Origin of the sequence: Streptomyces sp. cmx-4-9 (genome assembly GCF_046548835.1) — a bacterium.
Lineage (GTDB): Bacteria > Actinomycetota > Actinomycetes > Streptomycetales > Streptomycetaceae > Streptomyces.
On sequence record NZ_JAEBEE010000001.1, the window covers coordinates 420,180 to 436,469 of the forward strand.

Annotated in this window: 9 protein-coding genes and 1 tRNA gene; 8 read left to right on the top strand and 2 right to left on the bottom strand. The window is 64.5% G+C overall.

All coding sequences use genetic code 11. The annotated features are described in order from the left end of the window. Nucleotides 1-160: 160 nt before the first annotated feature. The 3 genes from ACLJTM_RS02045 (at nucleotide 161) to ACLJTM_RS02055 (ending at nucleotide 4,126) form a co-directional block, all read left to right on the top strand. A complete protein-coding gene (locus ACLJTM_RS02045; RefSeq protein WP_411101582.1) occupies nucleotides 161-1,546 on the top strand; it encodes an NAD(P)/FAD-dependent oxidoreductase in 1,386 nt (461 codons plus the stop codon). Nucleotides 1,547-1,784: 238 nt separating this feature from the next. Further along, nucleotides 1,785-3,269: an AAA family ATPase gene (locus tag ACLJTM_RS02050; RefSeq protein WP_411102253.1), complete on the top strand. Its 1,485-nt coding sequence runs from the start codon at nucleotides 1,785-1,787 to the stop codon at nucleotides 3,267-3,269. Next, nucleotides 3,266-4,126: an HNH endonuclease gene (locus ACLJTM_RS02055; protein WP_411101583.1), complete on the top strand. Its 861-nt coding sequence runs from the start codon at nucleotides 3,266-3,268 to the stop codon at nucleotides 4,124-4,126. The genes ACLJTM_RS02050 and ACLJTM_RS02055 overlap by 4 nt, the downstream gene beginning before the upstream one ends. A gap of 38 nt (nucleotides 4,127-4,164) precedes the next feature. On the opposite strand, the gene ACLJTM_RS02060 is transcribed toward ACLJTM_RS02055, so the two are convergent. After that, nucleotides 4,165-5,412, bottom strand: coding sequence for a DNA cytosine methyltransferase (locus ACLJTM_RS02060; RefSeq protein WP_411101584.1), 1,248 nt, complete (start codon nucleotides 5,410-5,412; stop codon nucleotides 4,165-4,167). Between the two features lie 170 nt (nucleotides 5,413-5,582). On the opposite strand from ACLJTM_RS02060, the gene ACLJTM_RS02065 reads away from it, so the two are divergent. The 3 genes from ACLJTM_RS02065 to ACLJTM_RS02075 are packed head-to-tail and all read left to right on the top strand — an operon-like array spanning nucleotide 5,583 to nucleotide 14,082. Continuing rightward, on the top strand, nucleotides 5,583-7,658 hold the full coding sequence (locus ACLJTM_RS02065) for a hypothetical protein (protein WP_411101585.1): 2,076 nt from the start codon (nucleotides 5,583-5,585) through the stop codon (nucleotides 7,656-7,658). Next, complete coding sequence (locus ACLJTM_RS02070; RefSeq protein ID WP_411101586.1) at nucleotides 7,658-8,623, top strand: hypothetical protein; 966 nt, start codon at nucleotides 7,658-7,660, stop codon at nucleotides 8,621-8,623. The genes ACLJTM_RS02065 and ACLJTM_RS02070 overlap by 1 nt, the downstream gene beginning before the upstream one ends. Nucleotides 8,624-8,646: 23 nt before the next feature. Then, entirely contained in the window at nucleotides 8,647-14,082 is a 5,436-nt protein-coding gene (locus ACLJTM_RS02075; protein WP_411101587.1) for a DEAD/DEAH box helicase, read from the top strand. 134 nt (nucleotides 14,083-14,216) lie between these two features. Here ACLJTM_RS02075 and ACLJTM_RS02080 read toward each other — a convergent pair. Further along, nucleotides 14,217-14,291, bottom strand: a tRNA-Thr gene (locus ACLJTM_RS02080). Nucleotides 14,292-14,534: 243 nt separating this feature from the next. On the opposite strand from ACLJTM_RS02080, the gene ACLJTM_RS02085 reads away from it, so the two are divergent. Both ACLJTM_RS02085 and ACLJTM_RS02090 read left to right on the top strand, forming a co-directional pair. Continuing rightward, a complete protein-coding gene (locus tag ACLJTM_RS02085) occupies nucleotides 14,535-15,623 on the top strand; it encodes an ABC transporter ATP-binding protein (RefSeq protein ID WP_411101588.1) in 1,089 nt (362 codons plus the stop codon). 253 nt (nucleotides 15,624-15,876) lie between these two features. After that, nucleotides 15,877-16,290 (top strand): hypothetical protein, encoded by a 414-nt coding sequence (locus tag ACLJTM_RS02090; protein ID WP_411101589.1) that lies wholly within the window; start codon nucleotides 15,877-15,879, stop codon nucleotides 16,288-16,290.

Here is a 16,290-nt window from a genome sequence, read left to right on the forward strand (position 1 = left end):
CCTAGAAGGCGGCAGATGAGGCGCGGGGCAGCGGGGAGGAACCGGCGCACCCTACGGGGCCCCCCGCCCCGCCGCACCGGTCATCCGGCCGCCCCGCGCGGCCCCGTACCCGACACTCCGTCCCTGGACACCCCTCCCGCACGCCCTGTAGCACATCCCCATGACGATCAACGGCGGCATCTCCTTCTGGTACGCGACGGACCGCACCGCCCCCGACGCCGCCCCACCCCGCGTCCCCCTCACCGGCGATGCCACGGCCGACGTCGTCATCGTCGGCGGCGGCTACACCGGCCTGTGGACGGCGTACTACCTCAAATCGGCCGCCCCCGACCTCCATGTCACCGTCCTGGAGCAGAAGTTCTGCGGCTACGGCGCCTCCGGCCGCAACGGCGGCTGGCTCTACAACGGCATCGCCGGCCGCGACCGCTACGCCGCCCTCCACGGCCGCGCCGCCGCCCAGCGCCTCCAGCAGGCCATGAACGACACCGTCACCGAGGTCGTCGACATCGCCGCGAAGGAGGGCATCGACGCCGACATCCACCGCGGCGGCGTACTCGAAGTCGCCCGCAACCCCGCCCAGCTGACCCGCCTGAAGGCCTTCCACGCCGCCGAGACCGCCTTCGGCGAGACCGACCGCGAGCTGTACGGCGCCACCGCCGCCCGCGCCCGTATCGGCGTCGCCGACGCCGTCGGCGCGAGCTGGAGCCCGCACGGCGCCCGCATCCACCCCCTGAAACTCCTCAAGGGCCTGGCCGCCGCCGCGGAACGCCTCGGCGTCGTCATCCACGAGTCCACACCCGTCACGGAGATCGGCCCGCGCCGGGCCGTCACCCCGTACGGAACGGTCCGTGCCCCGTACGTCCTGCGCTGCACCGAGGGCTTCACGGCCTCCCTGAAGGGCCAGAAGCGCTCCTGGCTCCCGATGAACTCCTCGATGATCGCCACGGCTCCGCTCCCGCCGGAGACCTGGGAGCGCCTGGGCTGGTCGGGCCGGGAGGTCCTCGGCGACATGGCCCACGCCTACATGTACGCCCAGCGCACCGCCGACGACCGCATCGCGATCGGCGGCCGCGGTGTCCCCTACCGCTTCGGCTCGCGCACCGACAACGACGGCCGCACCCAGGCCGCCACGATCGAGGCCCTGACCGCCCTGCTGACCTCGTTCTTCCCGGCCCTGGCCGGGACGGAGATCACCCACGCCTGGTCGGGCGTCCTCGGCGTGCCCCGCGACTGGTGCGCGAGCGTCACCCTCGACCCGGCCACGGGCCTGGGCTGGGCGGGCGGCTACGTCGGCTCGGGCGTGGCCACCGCCAACCTCGCGGCCCGCACCCTGCGCGACCTGGTCCTGGGCGCCCGTACCGAGCTGACCGCCCTCCCGTGGGTCGGCCACCGGGTCCGCCGCTGGGAGCCGGAACCCTTCCGCTGGCTCGGCGTCCAGGCCCTGTACGGCGCCTACCGCGCGGCGGACCGCCGCGAATCGACCACCCACACCCCGACCACCACTGCCCTGGCCCGCCTGGCGGACCGCATCTCGGGCCGCCACTGACCCGCCCGGCCGGGCACGCCAAAGGACCCGGACCGATACGGTCCGGGTCCCACTATCTGTCCGCACGCGCCCCGCGGGCGCATGAGCGTTCGTTCCTACCGATCTGGACCGCCCACCCCGATAACCTCGACACCTGCGCGCACCCGTACTCCAGTACCGGCAACCAGCGGAGTGGTCCATGCAATTCGTAGTAGTCCCCCGCGGGAAACCTGTCAAGGTACCCCCGGCCTTGCCCGTCGTGATACTCAAACAAGATCACTGGAGCGATTTCGGGTTCCAGACCATGTTCGACGCCCGCCTGTACATTTCCAAAACAATGGCGTCCATCGAACTCGGACCAGTAAAAATCATGAAGAAAGGGCAGAAAAGTGGACTGACTGAAATCAGCCAGCATTTCAGCAGACTGGACGATACCTACTGCTCACTCGGCCAGGCATACTCCTACTACGAAGCACTTCACAACCTGCCCACCCAAATACGTCAGGCCGTGCTCGTCGGACTGCGCGACATGGCCTTCGACGCCTCCATCAGAGAGGCATTCGAGAACGAGCCGGCCATATCGATTTCGCTCCTTCGGTACGGGAACGCGGAACTCGCCCTCCGGGATGCCACTTCACTGTTCGAAGAATCGAGTCAAGAACGGAGTTCGTCCCTGGCCTTCAACTTCCAGACCAATGTCGGCGGCGGTCCATTTGAAATCGATTTAAAATTTGTCGACCGGCTTCCCCTCCCCGGCCGGATCAACGCCATCATCGGATACAACGGGTGCGGAAAGACGCAGCTGCTCGGAAATCTCGCCAACGCCGCACACGCGGATCTACACCAGCGGAATTCCAACAGCTTTTCGGTCAAATATGGACGATTCCTCGGCGATAACGCCGAACTGAGATTTTCATCCGTCGTCGCCGTATCCTACAGCGCCTTCGACACTTTTGACCTTCCGGGAAAGAACCAGGAGGAAGAGGATCGACTGGCAGAGACCGGCGAGGTTTCGGGGTACGTATATTGCGGACTGCGGCGCTATGTGCGCAACGGCGCCGGAGAGATCGGCCGACACTCTCTCAAAGGCATCGAGGAGATTCACGACGAGATCACCATGGCGCTCGAGCGTGCCAGATCGAGCGAACGAAGGCCGCGCTTGCTCGCCGCACTCGCACCGCTCACTCAGGAACCTTCATTCCAACGCGTCGGATTGACCGGCAGCTTTGCACTCGATGACGCCGACTGGGGGCACGCCTTCAATAAGCTCAGTACCGGACACAAACTCGTTCTCAACATCATCGTGCAGCTCGTGGCTCACTTGGAACCCGGATCGCTCGTCCTCATCGACGAGCCGGAATCGCATCTTCACCCGCCGCTGCTCGCAGCGATGATGCGGAGTTTGAACGTGCTTCTCGAGGAATTCGACTCCTACGCCGTAGCAGCTACCCATTCCCCCGTACTGCTGCAAGAACTGCCCAGCAGGTACGTGCACGTCCTGCAGCGGTTCGGCGACTCCACGGACACCTCGCGCCCCGAGGTAGAAACGTTCGGCGAAAACGTAGGCCTCCTCACGAGACACGTCTTCAATCTGGACAGCAGTGCGACCGACTTTCACTCGACGCTGCGGTCAATGAACGAAACTCTCTCCCTGCACGAGATTACCGAGCTGTTCGACGGTGAACTCAGCGCCCAGTCACTCGCCTACCTGACAAGTATCGGGCGGGAGCGTAATCAGCCGTGACAGGCAGCCTTCCCCGTCCGGTCAGGGATTCTGCGGCCGATCTCGACCTGGCGATCAGCCGGCGTCGCACCAGCACTCGGCAAATTCTGCTGCAATCGCGAGCGGCCGTCCTTGCCGCATACGGCGATTATCGGCACAACCTGAGCGACATCATCAACTCCCGGCCCCTCTGCCAGGAACCCGATGAACTCACCCGCGCCCTGTCGACAAATTTCGATCTGCTCGACAAAGGAAGGCCACTCCACGGACTACGCGAACTTCTGTTCCGCGCAGCCAAGCCTGCCAATTACCAGTGCCCGCTCTGCCGGCGCACACAAGTTTGCGTGCTCGACCATTTCCTACCCAAAGACACATTTCCGGAATATGCCATTCTCTCCGATAATCTGGTCCCTGTCTGCGACAGGTGTAACCGCCTGAAAGGGGCGTACTGCGACCGCGAGAGTGGCCTTTTGATGCTCCATGCCTACTTCGACCAGGCTCCGGACGAGGAGGTGTTGATTGCCTCGGTACAGGTCTCTGGAACCGTGTCAATATCTTTCTCACTAAACAAGCCGGATTCACTGAACTGCGGCCTGTATCGTCGAATTGAGAGGCAATTCGACATACTACAACTGCTCGAATTCTATCAAAAAGAGGCGGTATCCGAACTGACTGACCAAATAGAACTCTACGACCTGGTATTCACGTCCCAAGGCAGTTCAGGGCTGATCAAGACCCTCGAAACACTGGCATACGGGACGGAAAAGAAGCGTGGCGTCAACCACTGGAAGGCGGCCCTGTACCGCGGCTTGGCCCGTAGTGCAGATTTCTGCCACGGCGGCTACAGGACACTGACCAGTGGGTCTGCGGACCAATAGCGCAGCGAGAGGCCTCAAACCCACCGGACCCACCACGTTCAGCGAACGACCGCCAAGCGGGGGGACGGCCCGATGCCCTCACCGGGATGCGCGTCCTTGCTTCCAATATGCGGTTCGTATCTCTCGGGAACTGCAGCGGGCGGAACGGCAGGGGGGAGCTTGTCCAGCCGTTCACGCAGGAGCGTCGGCGGGCTCTTAAGCATCCGGGCCCTGGCACGGATGCTTCCCAATTGCAGATCCTGGACGATGATTCGTCCGAGAACTTCCGCAAGCAACGGTGGCGTTGCGTTCCCGACGAGCCTGCGCCCCGCCCGGAAGGGCTGGTCTATCGTCCAGTCGTCGGGGAATGTCTGCAGTCGCATCTGTTCGCGCACCGACAGCGGCCTGTTGTCCCAGTGGAACGGCCCCGTACTGGGCCCGGGAGATGCCGGAAGGGTCCAGGACGGCCGGTCCTTGGCCAGCTTGAGCAGGAAGGACCAGTAGCGCGTTCGCCAGCCGAACAGTTCCTCGCCGTCACCACGGGCCGTGAGGTACAGATAGTTGCTTCCTTCAGGGATCGAGGGAAGCAGCCCGGCCCACTGTCCTGATGCCACCGGCTTCTCTCGCTCCTCAAGGTCCCAGAGTGCGTCCCAGGCCCGGACGGGGCTACCGAGGTGAGTCGGTTCCGGCAGGCGGACCTGCACGTCCTCTCGGTAGGCGATACCGATGGCCCGGCGTCGGTGCTGCGGCACACCGAAGTCGGCCGCATCAACCACCTTCGCCACCAACTCGTAGGACGACCCATACTGCTCGTTGATCCTGCGCAGCCGGTCGTGGATGACGCCGGCAGCACTGCCCTTGCCCTGCAGGAACCCTTCGACGTTTTCGATCAGTACGGCCTTGGGCAGGAAACTCTCGACCAGATCGAGCATCCCGTGGACGCACCTGGCGCGATCGTCCTCCATGCCGCTCCGGGCGCTCGAAGTCCACTGCGCCGCCTTGGAGAAGGGCTGGCAGGGCGGCCCGCCGGCGACCAGGTCCAATTCGCCAGGCTTCATGCCGAGCGCAGCAGGGGTGAGGTACTTCGCCGCGGTGTTGACGTCTCCGTCGCCCGGCATGAGCCACTCCGGCCGGTTCGCAGCGAGCACTGCCCGCGCATCGTCGTTCAGCTCGAGGCACGCGACGGTCGCGAGTCCGGCTCTCTCGAGACCGATGTCGAGGCCACCAGCCCCGGTGAACAGGGAGAGGACCTTGCCTAGTCGGTGAGGCTGGGCCGGCGTTCGCGGGGCGGACAGGACGCGCTCCAAGTGTGTGGCAGAAAGAGCTTGACAAGGGGAGCTCACAGCATCCCGCTCTGGTTGTCAAGATGGCTCATAGGCCAGACTAAAAACAGGAGAATATAGCACACGAGTACGGCGATCAACTGCCACCCTCAGGTCCGCTAGCTTTTCCCTGAACGGCACAAGGGGGGCTGAGTGTGGACTACGACAGTTGGAACACGGCATTCACCGACCACTTCTTCGCGGTCCGTGACCATCCGGTACCCATCTACCTGGCGGTGGACGATGCCCGCTTGGCGGAACTGCACGGTCAACAGGCAGTTGCGCCCTCATCCGCGACGCCCTCCGACGACTTCCACGCTGCCATCAGGAGCGTGGTCTACGGACGAAACCCGTTTCAGAAGGTGGCTGCACGCACACGACTGTGGCGGCGTGAGGGCGGCTCGGACCGGCCGCCCTTCATAGCCCTGCTCGCAGCCACGGTGCTTGCCGCGTCCCGCATGTCCCGGACGGACGGCACTCAGATCGGCAGGTTCTCGTACTACCAACCCCTGCGCCAGATCCTCGGCATCGACGGCGCGGCCGGCATGCCCGATGGCTACGACGAGGTCGTCCCCTCGCTGTGGAACCAACTGGAGTGGTGGCTCGTCGAACACGAGGGCGGAAGGCGCGGCCTGCCGTCTGCAATCGCCCACCCAACGCAGGTCTACATCGGAAAATCTCTTTCGCAGGCTGTGCTGCTGGGCTCCGACCGTGCCCAGGTCGGCCAGTTCTTCTCAGTGATCGGACTTCGCCCCGGCGACACCATGCCGAAGGCGGAACTCCTCGCCCGATTCGAAGAGTGGTCGCGGAGCTTCGCCCGTGTGAGCCCGCGGATCGTACGAGCGCTGGAAGCCCTCCCGCTGCGTGCCGTTCTCGCTGACATCCTGCACCAGGAACTCAAGCACTACGACGGCCTTGCCAGGGACTCCGTCGGTACGCCCTGCCTCTCGCTCTCACTGACGTCGACCGACGGAGGGGCACCGTACGGGCTGGCGGTACGCATCCCGGCCGGTTTCGCTGCCACCTCGATAGACCTGCCGGACGCACCACTCGTCTTGCCACCCGGGCATGAGTGGGCTCCTGTGGTCACGTCGGCCCTGGAGGCCGGCCCGGGGCTCTCCGGTCATCTGCCCGTCGGCACTCTCAAGCTGATGCTGACGGGCAAGGACTGTTACGTATTGCAGGCCAACGACTTGGTGGGCCGGTGGACATCCGTCAACGCCGCAGAGATCGGTGTACCCCATCGAGTGCTCGTGAGGAACCCCTACGCTGCCCAGGCCGAGGAGGTCATGCGCAGCTGTGGCGCCGAGCCCACAAAGCTCACGCGACGTGTTCAGGTGCCGGCCGGCTGGACCCTCTTCACCAGGTACGTTCCTACGCGCTCGGCTTCAGCTCCGGGCTGCCTGGGCGCACTGTCCCCGCTGCACCGACAGTTGGCGAGGCTCGTAGGCGGGCTTCGCATGGAAGGCGGGAGACACACCTTCCTCGTCGGCCACGCGCCGGATCTCATGCTTCCGGCCGCTCCCGACGGTCGGCCTCAGACGGTCACGCTCGACGGGCAGCGCCTGCCCCTCGCCGAATCTGCGGACACCATTACGGTCAGGCTGGCGGGGTTGCCTCTGGTGGCTGGTGAACATCGGGTCGCCGTAGGCGAGCACAGGCTCACGTTCACTCTTGTGCAACGATTTCGCGAGACGACTGCTCCCGTCGTCCTCGCACTTCGCTCCAAGGACGCCAGGATCTCCATGGTGGCGTCGCGCGTTGCCCAGCCCTTCGGCAACGCCCCGTCGGAGTGGGACCAGACGTCCGGCCTGTTGGCAGGTGCAACCCTGAGCGGTTCGGAACGGGACAGTCTCCCTCCCATGACACCACTGCGTCTTGGGGACGCCGTCTACGCGATGGGTCGGGACCGCACCGCGGCTTTGCTGATCTCGGAAACACCGGCCTGGCTTCCGTCCACAGTTCCTCCTGCGCGACATGCCGACTTGGAGGCCCTGCTGGCCGCTCTGTCGTTCCAGGCGGTGTGGTTGCTGAGGGTGAAGCCGAGTGGTTCTCGAAGTGTCAGCCGTGCACCGGCTGTCCTCGAGGGCCGCTACGGGAAACCGTCGGGGTCATGGAAGCTGTTGGACCGCGCTGACTGGCACCGGCTTGTAGGTGACGGCCCGGTCGCCGTAACGCCCGACGCTTGTCGCGCCGACTGGTCTCGCTATGCGTTTGGAGGGCGGCAGTGATGTACGACGACATGCTCATGTGGTGCTCAGAACGCGGCAGCGGAACCCTCGATGCCTTCCGCGAGACGTACGAGTGGTTGGCGAGTTGCCACCCTCAGCACCCGGCCGTCGACTGGAGAATCGCCCTGTACAACCTCCAGGTACTCGGACATGCCGAGGTGGACTGGAGCAATCGCATCTGGAGTGTCACCCCGCCGACGCTGACCACCCTGACCAATGGCGGCGGTCACGTACTGCTGGTCGGCCAGCGACCGATCTGGCTCCTGGAAAGGCTCAGGGACCTCTCAAAGGAACGGGTGTTCAGAGATTCCGTAGCGATCCAAGCACCTGTCCCCCAGGCCGGTGGGCCAGCGTGTCGGCTACTGAGCGTGCCTCATTCGACATACGCCGAGGCAGTCAGCGAACGGCTCGGCATCGGCTTCGAGGACCGGGCTGCCGACCAGATCGCCAGCCGTCTTCCCCGCCTGCAGGAAATGTTGCAGGAGCAGGGGCTCCTTCGGGGATCGGGCGGTCTGGCTCCACAGCGCATGTCCGATGGGGGTGGCGACATGTGGACGGACTATGAGGGCCCGGCCGAACCACCCCTGCACGGTGCGTTCCGCTATCAGCGCTACACCACCTACCGCTACGTCTACTGGCTCGACATGCGGGGCTACATCGCGGAAAAACGAGCCGTCATCTACGCGGAGTTGTCCCGCACGCACCGTTGGGTGCTTCGGTACTCCTCAACGCGCCAAGAACTGTACGCGCCCAGCAGAATGCAGTTGCCCCACCTCCATGCCCGTGCTGCGGTGCTTCGCAGCGGTCTCCTGCCCAGGCTCTCGGCACTCACCGAGGAGACGCCTGCCGACGGGCAACAACAGGCCTCGCACCAGCGAAGTTTCGCCAAGTACGTGAACATTGACGAACCATTCGCCAAACTGGTCGCAGACGCCCTCTATCAAGAGTTGCAGTACGTTCCCTGAAGCCCCTTGACCCAAGGACCCGCATGCCTGGCATGTCCCCATTGACTGTGCATCGTCAATTGGCTGAGTATTTCCAACGGTACTACGACACCGCATACTCACTACGCGACGCCTCAGTGGCGGCAGAATTGCGGGGCCTCCTGCGCACGGACGGAGTGCTGTTCCAGGAGCCGTACCTGGAACTCCTGCCCCAGTACGTGCAGGCCCCGGAACCCCTTGCCGCTCTTGCGGCGAAGATCGGCCTGCCTGAGCTCTCCGGGCTGCTGAAAGCAGGACTGCTCGCGGGGATCCCCCGGCTCTACACCCACCAAGCCGAGGCGCTGCTCGCCAGCCAGGCGGGTCAAGACGTCGTAGTGACGTCGGGTACCGGTTCCGGCAAGACCGAAGCCTTCCTTGTCCCTGTGCTTGCGCGGCTCGTCGCCGAGTCACGTGGCTGGCAAGGGACACGCCCTGACAGCGAGCACAACCCCTGGTGGCGCGCGGCGGAGGAATGGAAGCCACAGCGCCATGACGAAGCGCGTCCGGCAGCCCTGCGCAGCGTCTTCCTCTACCCCATGAACGCCTTGGTGGAGGACCAGCTGATGAGGCTCCGCAGGAGCCTCGACGCGCCGAATGTGCGGAGCTGGTTCGACTCCGAGCGGGACGGCAACCGCTTCTATTTCGGCCGCTACACAGGACGCACCCCCGTAGCGGGACCCATGCCTCAGAGGAAGAACTCGACAAAGCTGAAGGAGCTTCGCAAAATCCTGCTGTCGATGGACAAGCGCTATAGCGACCTTGAGAACCGGATCCTGAACGGCGATGTGACGGAAGAGGGCGCTCGCTATTTCCTCCAGCGCCCGTTCGGCGCGGAAATGCGCTCTCGATGGGACATGCAAACATCCCCGCCAGACGTCCTGATCACGAACTACAGCATGCTGAACATCATGTTGATGAGGCGCGACGAAGACGCCATTTTCGCGCAGACTCGGGACTGGCTGGCGAGCTCGAAGACGAACGTTTTCAGTCTGGTCGTGGACGAACTGCACATGTACCGCGGCACACAGGGAACGGAAGTAGCCTACCTCCTGAGAAAACTGATCGACCGTCTCGGGCTGTCGACTGATTCCGATCAGCTTTCGGTGGTCGCCACTTCGGCGTCAATGGATCCGACCAGTCCGGTCGATCGAAAATTCCTCAGCGATTTCTTTGGACGCGCGCCCGACCGATTTGCCGTTCTTTCTGGTGATCGCGTCCGGGTGAGGGGGAACACGAACCTCACCCCGTGGGTTCAGCAAAAGCAGGATGATGGAATCCTGCCCGAACCGCAAGAACGACACGCGGCACTCCAGTCTGCCTTCAGGGCGAGTGACGAGGATGACTCCCTCCGAGCCAAACCCCTCTCAGAGGTGTCTCAGCAACTGTTTCCGAGCCTTTCTCCAGCTTCTGCCGCGCAGGCAACGGACCGCTTCATCTCCCTGCTCGACGGCCAGAACGACCCCGGCTCCCGCTTCCGCCTTCACCTATTCTTCCGCAATGTCACCGGGATGTGGGCATGCGCTGACAGACATTGCAGCGAAGTCCCTGCGGCGCCCGACCAACGCGAGCAGGATCGCCTGGTAGGCAAGGTGTACACCAATCCACGCTACGCCTGCGCATGTGGTGCGAGGGTGCTGGAACTCCTGTACTGCGATACTTGTGGCGACGTCCTCCTGGGCGGATTCAATTCACCCATGGCGGAGAAGGATCCGGGATGCCGATATCTCGTATCCACCGCAACCGACCTGGAATCCCTCCCAGACAAGGCGAAACTCGATCGAACTGCGGATGTCTACAGCGTTTTCATTCCGACGCACGGGCCCCGACCAGATCTCGATCAGGCAACCCACAACCACACCGGGGGGCGACCGGGCGACAAGACGCGGCCGAAGTATTCTTTTGCTTTCGTTCCCGCCCACCTCCATACAGCGAGCGGTAAGGTCTCCATCCGGCCAGATTCAGGAGTAAATGGGTACCTCCTCGTCGCCGGAAGCAATCCACCCACCGCTCTGAGCAACGTCAAGGCCTTCCCGACCACCTGCCCCTCGTGTCGTGAAGACCGTGAAATCTTCAAAAATTCACGCGCTTTCGAGGACCCGTCCCGGTCCCGCTCACCGATTCGCACCATGGGAACCGGTTTCGAGAAATCGAACCAAGTGTTGACAGACGCCCTCAAGCGCCAATTGAAGACCAAGCTGGTGGTATTCTCCGACAGCCGTCAAGATGCCGCTCGGATCTCGGCGGGACTTGAACGGTCTCACCATCAGGACTTGGTCAGGCAGCTTGCGATCTCGATTCTCGACCATCCAGACGATCGAGTCTCCCTTGTTCTGGATTTCCTTAAGGGAAGCAACTCCCCTGCGGGGGCAGAAGCGCTGAGCAATCTCGCATCGTCGCCGTCCAGAGAACTGATTCCTGCGCTTGCGGCCATTGCGAACGGGACAGCCAGTGATCAGCAGCACGAAGACCTTGCCAAGTATCGCGCCGAGGTAAAAGGTCCGACGCTCGTGGAACTGGGCAATGTGGTGAGCCGTGAGGCCCTCAAGCTAGGCATTCATCCCGGCGGCCCGGCTTTCACCTTGAGCAAGAGTGCGGAATCCCGACCCTGGACAGACCTCTACGACTGGGGTGGAACCGCCCCCACGCGACGACCGGTGGAAGGTCTCACGGGCGATCTCCTCAACCTACGAGAGAAGATTGAACGCTCAGTCTATGTGCAGGTTCAGCAAGCCGTGTTCGCCGGTGGCGGCCGCGACCTGGAGTCATTGGGCATCGGTCTGGCCGAGCAGGACCTGCTCAGCGGGAGCAGGAAGCTGCAGCCCGAAGTGTTCCAACAAGCCTGTCGTTCTTCACTGAGGCTCCTGGGGGTTCGCCGCCAGTTCCGCGAACAGCGGGACGCGCTGACAAGTCTCCACTCGGCGGCCCAGCGTTACCTCAAGGCTGTCGCGTTGCGTCACGGGGCCCTACCCGAGGTGCTGATACAAGAGGTGATCAGTGCACTGGGCCTGACGAATTCCGACCCTCGCCTCGACGGAGAGCGGGTCAGGATCCGTCTCCCCGGTACGCAGGAGTGGCGCTGCCGACGCTGCACCCGACGGCATCTGCACGCATCGGCGGGCATCTGCGCGTTCTGCCTCAGCTCCGATCTGGCCGTTGAAGTCCTCGATCCTGCTGCCGCCACCAAGAATGACTACTACGCCTTCCTCGCGCGCGAAGCCGGGGCGGCATTCAGGCTCCACTGTGAGGAACTGACGGGACAAACGGACAAGGACGCTGCTCAGGAACGACAGGCCCGGTTCCAGGGGGTCTTTCTGAACCCGCAGGACATCCAGTTGGTCGATGAGGTCGACCTGCTCAGTGTCACGACGACCATGGAGGCAGGAGTCGACGTAGGCGGACTACGTGCCGTGGTCATGGCGAACATGCCGCCCCAGCGATTCAACTACCAGCAACGCGTCGGACGCGCCGGCCGACGTCTGGACCACCTCTCCATCGCCCTCACCTTGTGTCGTGGTACGAGGACTCACGACGACCACTACTTCCAGCACCCGGAACGCATTACGGGCGACCCGTCACCCAGCCCGTACATCGATCTTGACCGTACGGAGATCCTGCATCGCTGCCTTGCCGCAAGCCTGCTCTCCGCGGCATTCAGGTCCGTGGGACACACCCGCGACTGGGATGCGGGACGCGATGTTCACGGCCCGTTCGGCAGTGTCAGCGGATGGCCCCTCGTCCGGGACGAGGTCCAGATGTGGCTGACGCACAACACCGCCGAGGCAGCCCGCGCAGCCACGGCACTCCTACAAGGTGGTGACACGACCGGTTCGACTGTGGACGACCTCGTCGCCTGGGCCTCGTCAAGCCTTTTCGGCCGTATCGAGGATGCAGTGCGCCGAGCCCCGGGAAATGAACCGCTCAGCAAGACGCTCGCCGAGCGTGGTGTGTTGCCGATGTTCGGGTTTCCCACCCGCGTTCGGAATCTGCATCATGCCAGGCCTCACGGGCGCGTGCTCACAGACGTGATCGACAGAGACATCGACATTGCCATCTCCGAATGGGCGCCCGGGGGTGAGGTCGTCAAGGACAAGGCGCTGCACACTGCGGTAGGCCTGGTGACGTACGAACCTGTCGGGGGGCAGTGGAAGACCGGAAGGGAGGCCGACGCTGAACGCCTCATGGTGGGAATATGCACCAAGTGTCTTTCCATCACGGTCGATCAGGAGGAGGTTCTCTGCGTCGTCTGCAAAGCGAATGAAGAGGAGGGCGACTATCGTCGCCTACCCGCATGCCAACCACTCGGATTCCGCACCAGCTACCAGGCGCAGGACTACGAGGGGACCTTCGAGTTCACCCCGCGTGCGGGTTCTGCCCGTCTCACCATCGATGCGGCGTCCCCGTTGGACGAACGCTGGGAAGCCGCATCGAAGTATCTGAGCGGTCAAGGCCGTGTCATCGTCGTCAACACAGGGGGAGGAGACGGTTTCCAGTTCGGCAAGGTCTTCGGCCAGGACGGCCTGCTCGACGCAACGCTCTTGTCTGACGTCGACAGGGCAAAACGCTTGGGACTACCCCACAAACCGACCTTCACCAACCCGGAGACGCTTGCCCTCGCGTCAGTCAAACTGACGGATGTCCTCCGCGTCGGGCTCCACGAGCAGCCGGCCGGGATGGCACTCGACCCTCGAAGAATGGCCGCACGAGCGGCTTGGCTCTCCCTGGGAACCCTCCTCAAGCTTGCCGCGGTCAGGCTTCTCGACATCGACGGAACGGAGCTCTCCACAGGAATTTTCCCGGTAGGCGGAGAAGCCGACGAGGTTCACGCTCAGGTCTTCCTCTCGGACACGCTCGAGAACGGCGCCGGCTACTCGACTTGGCTCGGTAGGCATCCGGCGGAGCTCTTGATTGCTGCCCGCGCTGCTGCAGACGACCTCTGCGGCCACAATTCAGGTGGTGCGACGTACGGTCCTTGTGATTCAGCCTGCTACGACTGCTTGCAAGACTACGGAAACAGTGCTTATCACCCCCTGCTCGACTGGCGACTCGCCGTTCAGATGCTGGACCTGCTCCAGGGGCGAACGGTGGACTTCTCCACTTCGGATGCATACGCAGCCGCACGCGCCAAGCGGTTTGCCGATAGTTTCCTGCACTGGAAGACGGACATCATAGGCGGGCTACCGGTGCTCAGGGAAGTGGAATACGACGATGTGGCAGTACTGGTGACGCACCCCTTGGAAGCCTGGACCGGCCCAAGCCGCTCGCATCGAGTCTCCGACGCTCTGTCCATTCTACAAAAGGAGGGATTCACGGTTTTCGAGGCATTCCAGGACGAGAACCCCCACGAGGAGCTGCCGGAAAAGGCAGTTGTCGCCGTGGATACCTTTGAACTTTTGCGACGCCCTGGTTGGATCGAATCACGGTTGCAGAGCCTGGGAAGCTAGTAGCACCTGCGCCTCGCGGGACACGAATACCGGAGCGCGTCATCGGTCGGGCGTGATCGATCACCCTGGACCGACAACACATTGCGGGCTTCAGACACGTGGGTGTGTCCGAAGCCCGCAATGTGCACCTCAAGAGCCCCCTGTCGGATTCGAACCGACGACCTACGCATTACAAGTGCGTTGCTCTGGCCGGACTGAGCTAAGGGGGCGGGGCCGCCATCACTCTACACAGCAGGTCATCGGCCGGGCCATCACGTTCCCGGCGCCGCCGGGGGTCCGCCGGCGGGCGGCGGGCGGGGGTTCGGCGGATCGCACCGAGTCGGAAGTCACCTCGGCGGGAGGGCTGACAGGAGGCCGCCCGGCGGGTAGCGTCGCCCGGAGTCCTATTACTGGACTAGACCTTCCACTCGGATCGTCCGGCACGTTCCTGCCGGTAGAAGGGATTCACCACCATGGCTTCTGTCACCTTCGACAAGGCGTCCCGGCTGTACCCCGGCGGCGACAAGCCCGCCGTCGACCAGCTGGAGCTGGAGATCGAGGACGGCGAGTTCCTCGTCCTCGTCGGCCCCTCCGGCTGCGGCAAGTCCACCTCCCTGCGCATGCTCGCGGGCCTTGAGGACGTCAACGGCGGCGCCATCCGCATCGGTGACCGCGACGTCACGCACCTGCCGCCCAAGGACCGGGACATCGCGATGGTGTTCCAGAACTACGCGCTGTACCCGCACATGTCCGTGGCCGACAACATGGGCTTCGCGCTCAAGATCGCCGGCGAGGACAAGGCCACCATCCGCCGCAAGGTGGAGGACGCGGCGAAGATGCTGGACCTCACCCAGTACCTCGACCGCAAGCCGAAGGCGCTCTCGGGCGGCCAGCGACAGCGCGTCGCCATGGGCCGCGCCATCGTGCGCAAGCCGCAGGTGTTCCTCATGGACGAGCCGCTGTCGAACCTCGACGCCAAGCTCCGCGTCTCCACCCGTACCCAGATCGCGGCGCTCCAGCGCGACCTCGGCATCACCACCGTCTACGTCACCCACGACCAGGTCGAGGCCATGACCATGGGCGACCGGGTCGCCGTCCTGAAGGACGGCCTGCTCCAGCAGGTCGACACCCCGCGCAACATGTACGACCGTCCGGCGAACCTGTTCGTCGCCGGGTTCATCGGCTCGCCCGCCATGAACCTGGTCGAGGTCCCGATCGCCGACGGCGGCGTGAAGTTCGGCGACAGCGTCGTCCCGGTGTCCCGCGAGGCGCTGTCCGCCGCGGCCGACGCCGGCGACCGCACCGTCACGGTCGGCGTCCGCCCGGAGCACTTCGACCTCGCCGAGACCGGCGGCCTGACCATCACCGTGAACGTCGTCGAGGAACTGGGCGCGGACGGCTACGTCTACGGCTCCACAGCGGCGGCCGAGGGCGGCCAGGACATCGTGGTCCGCGTCGGCGGGCGGCAGGTGCCGGAGAAGGGCTCCTCCCTGCACGTGGTGCCGCGCGGCGGCGAGATCCACGTGTTCTCCACCTCTTCCGGGGAGCGCCTCTCCCACTGACGGCTCCCGCCGGCGGCCCGCCAACCCGGGCCGCCGCCTGACGGGTTCGAGGGGCGTCCCGCCGAGGGGCGCCCCTCTCCCGTGTGTTGCACCGGCGCCGGGCTCCGGTGGCCGCGCGCGGACGGAAGGAACCCTGGCAGAACGGGCATTCAGCCCTGTCCGTCAACCCCCGATTCGAAAAACCACGTCGAACCATCCCCCGACCGGGTGACTAAATGTCGCCAAATCTTCACCGAGCGCTACTCTCGCCCTCGTGACCCATACTGCCCGCCGTATCGGCCGTTCCCTCGCCCTGGTCCTGCCCGTCGTCCTGGTCCTGTCCGGGACCCTCGCGGTCACCATGGTCCCTTGGGCGGACACATCCTCGTCCCAGATCCTGACCGCCTCCGCCGAGGACGTCTCCGTCCCCGCGAAGCCGCGCGCCGCGCAGGAGGTGTTGCGCGACAAGCTCGTCGAAGAGCTGCGCACGGGCCAGGAACCGGGTGACGTACTCACCCACCTCCAGCAGGAGGTGAACCGGCGGCCCTCGCTCGCCGAGCACTGCGTGGGGATCGCCAAGGCGCTGGGGCGGGCCGCCGTCGAGGTGTACGGCCCGACGAAGGCGCAGGCCGTCGCGCGGCCCGTGTGCGACACCTCGTACGCCTCCGGCGTCGCCTCCATGGGCTGA

Bases quoted from the DNA above. Each gene is read 5' to 3' on its own strand.
- ACLJTM_RS02070 (WP_411101586.1), top strand. From the start codon at position 7,658: ATGTACGACGACATGCTCATGTGGTGCTCAGAACGCGGCAGCGGAACC.
- ACLJTM_RS02075 (WP_411101587.1), top strand. From the start codon at position 8,647: ATGCCTGGCATGTCCCCATTGACTGTGCATCGTCAATTGGCTGAGTAT.
- ACLJTM_RS02085 (WP_411101588.1), top strand. From the start codon at position 14,535: ATGGCTTCTGTCACCTTCGACAAGGCGTCCCGGCTGTACCCCGGCGGC.
- ACLJTM_RS02045 (WP_411101582.1), top strand. From the start codon at position 161: ATGACGATCAACGGCGGCATCTCCTTCTGGTACGCGACGGACCGCACC.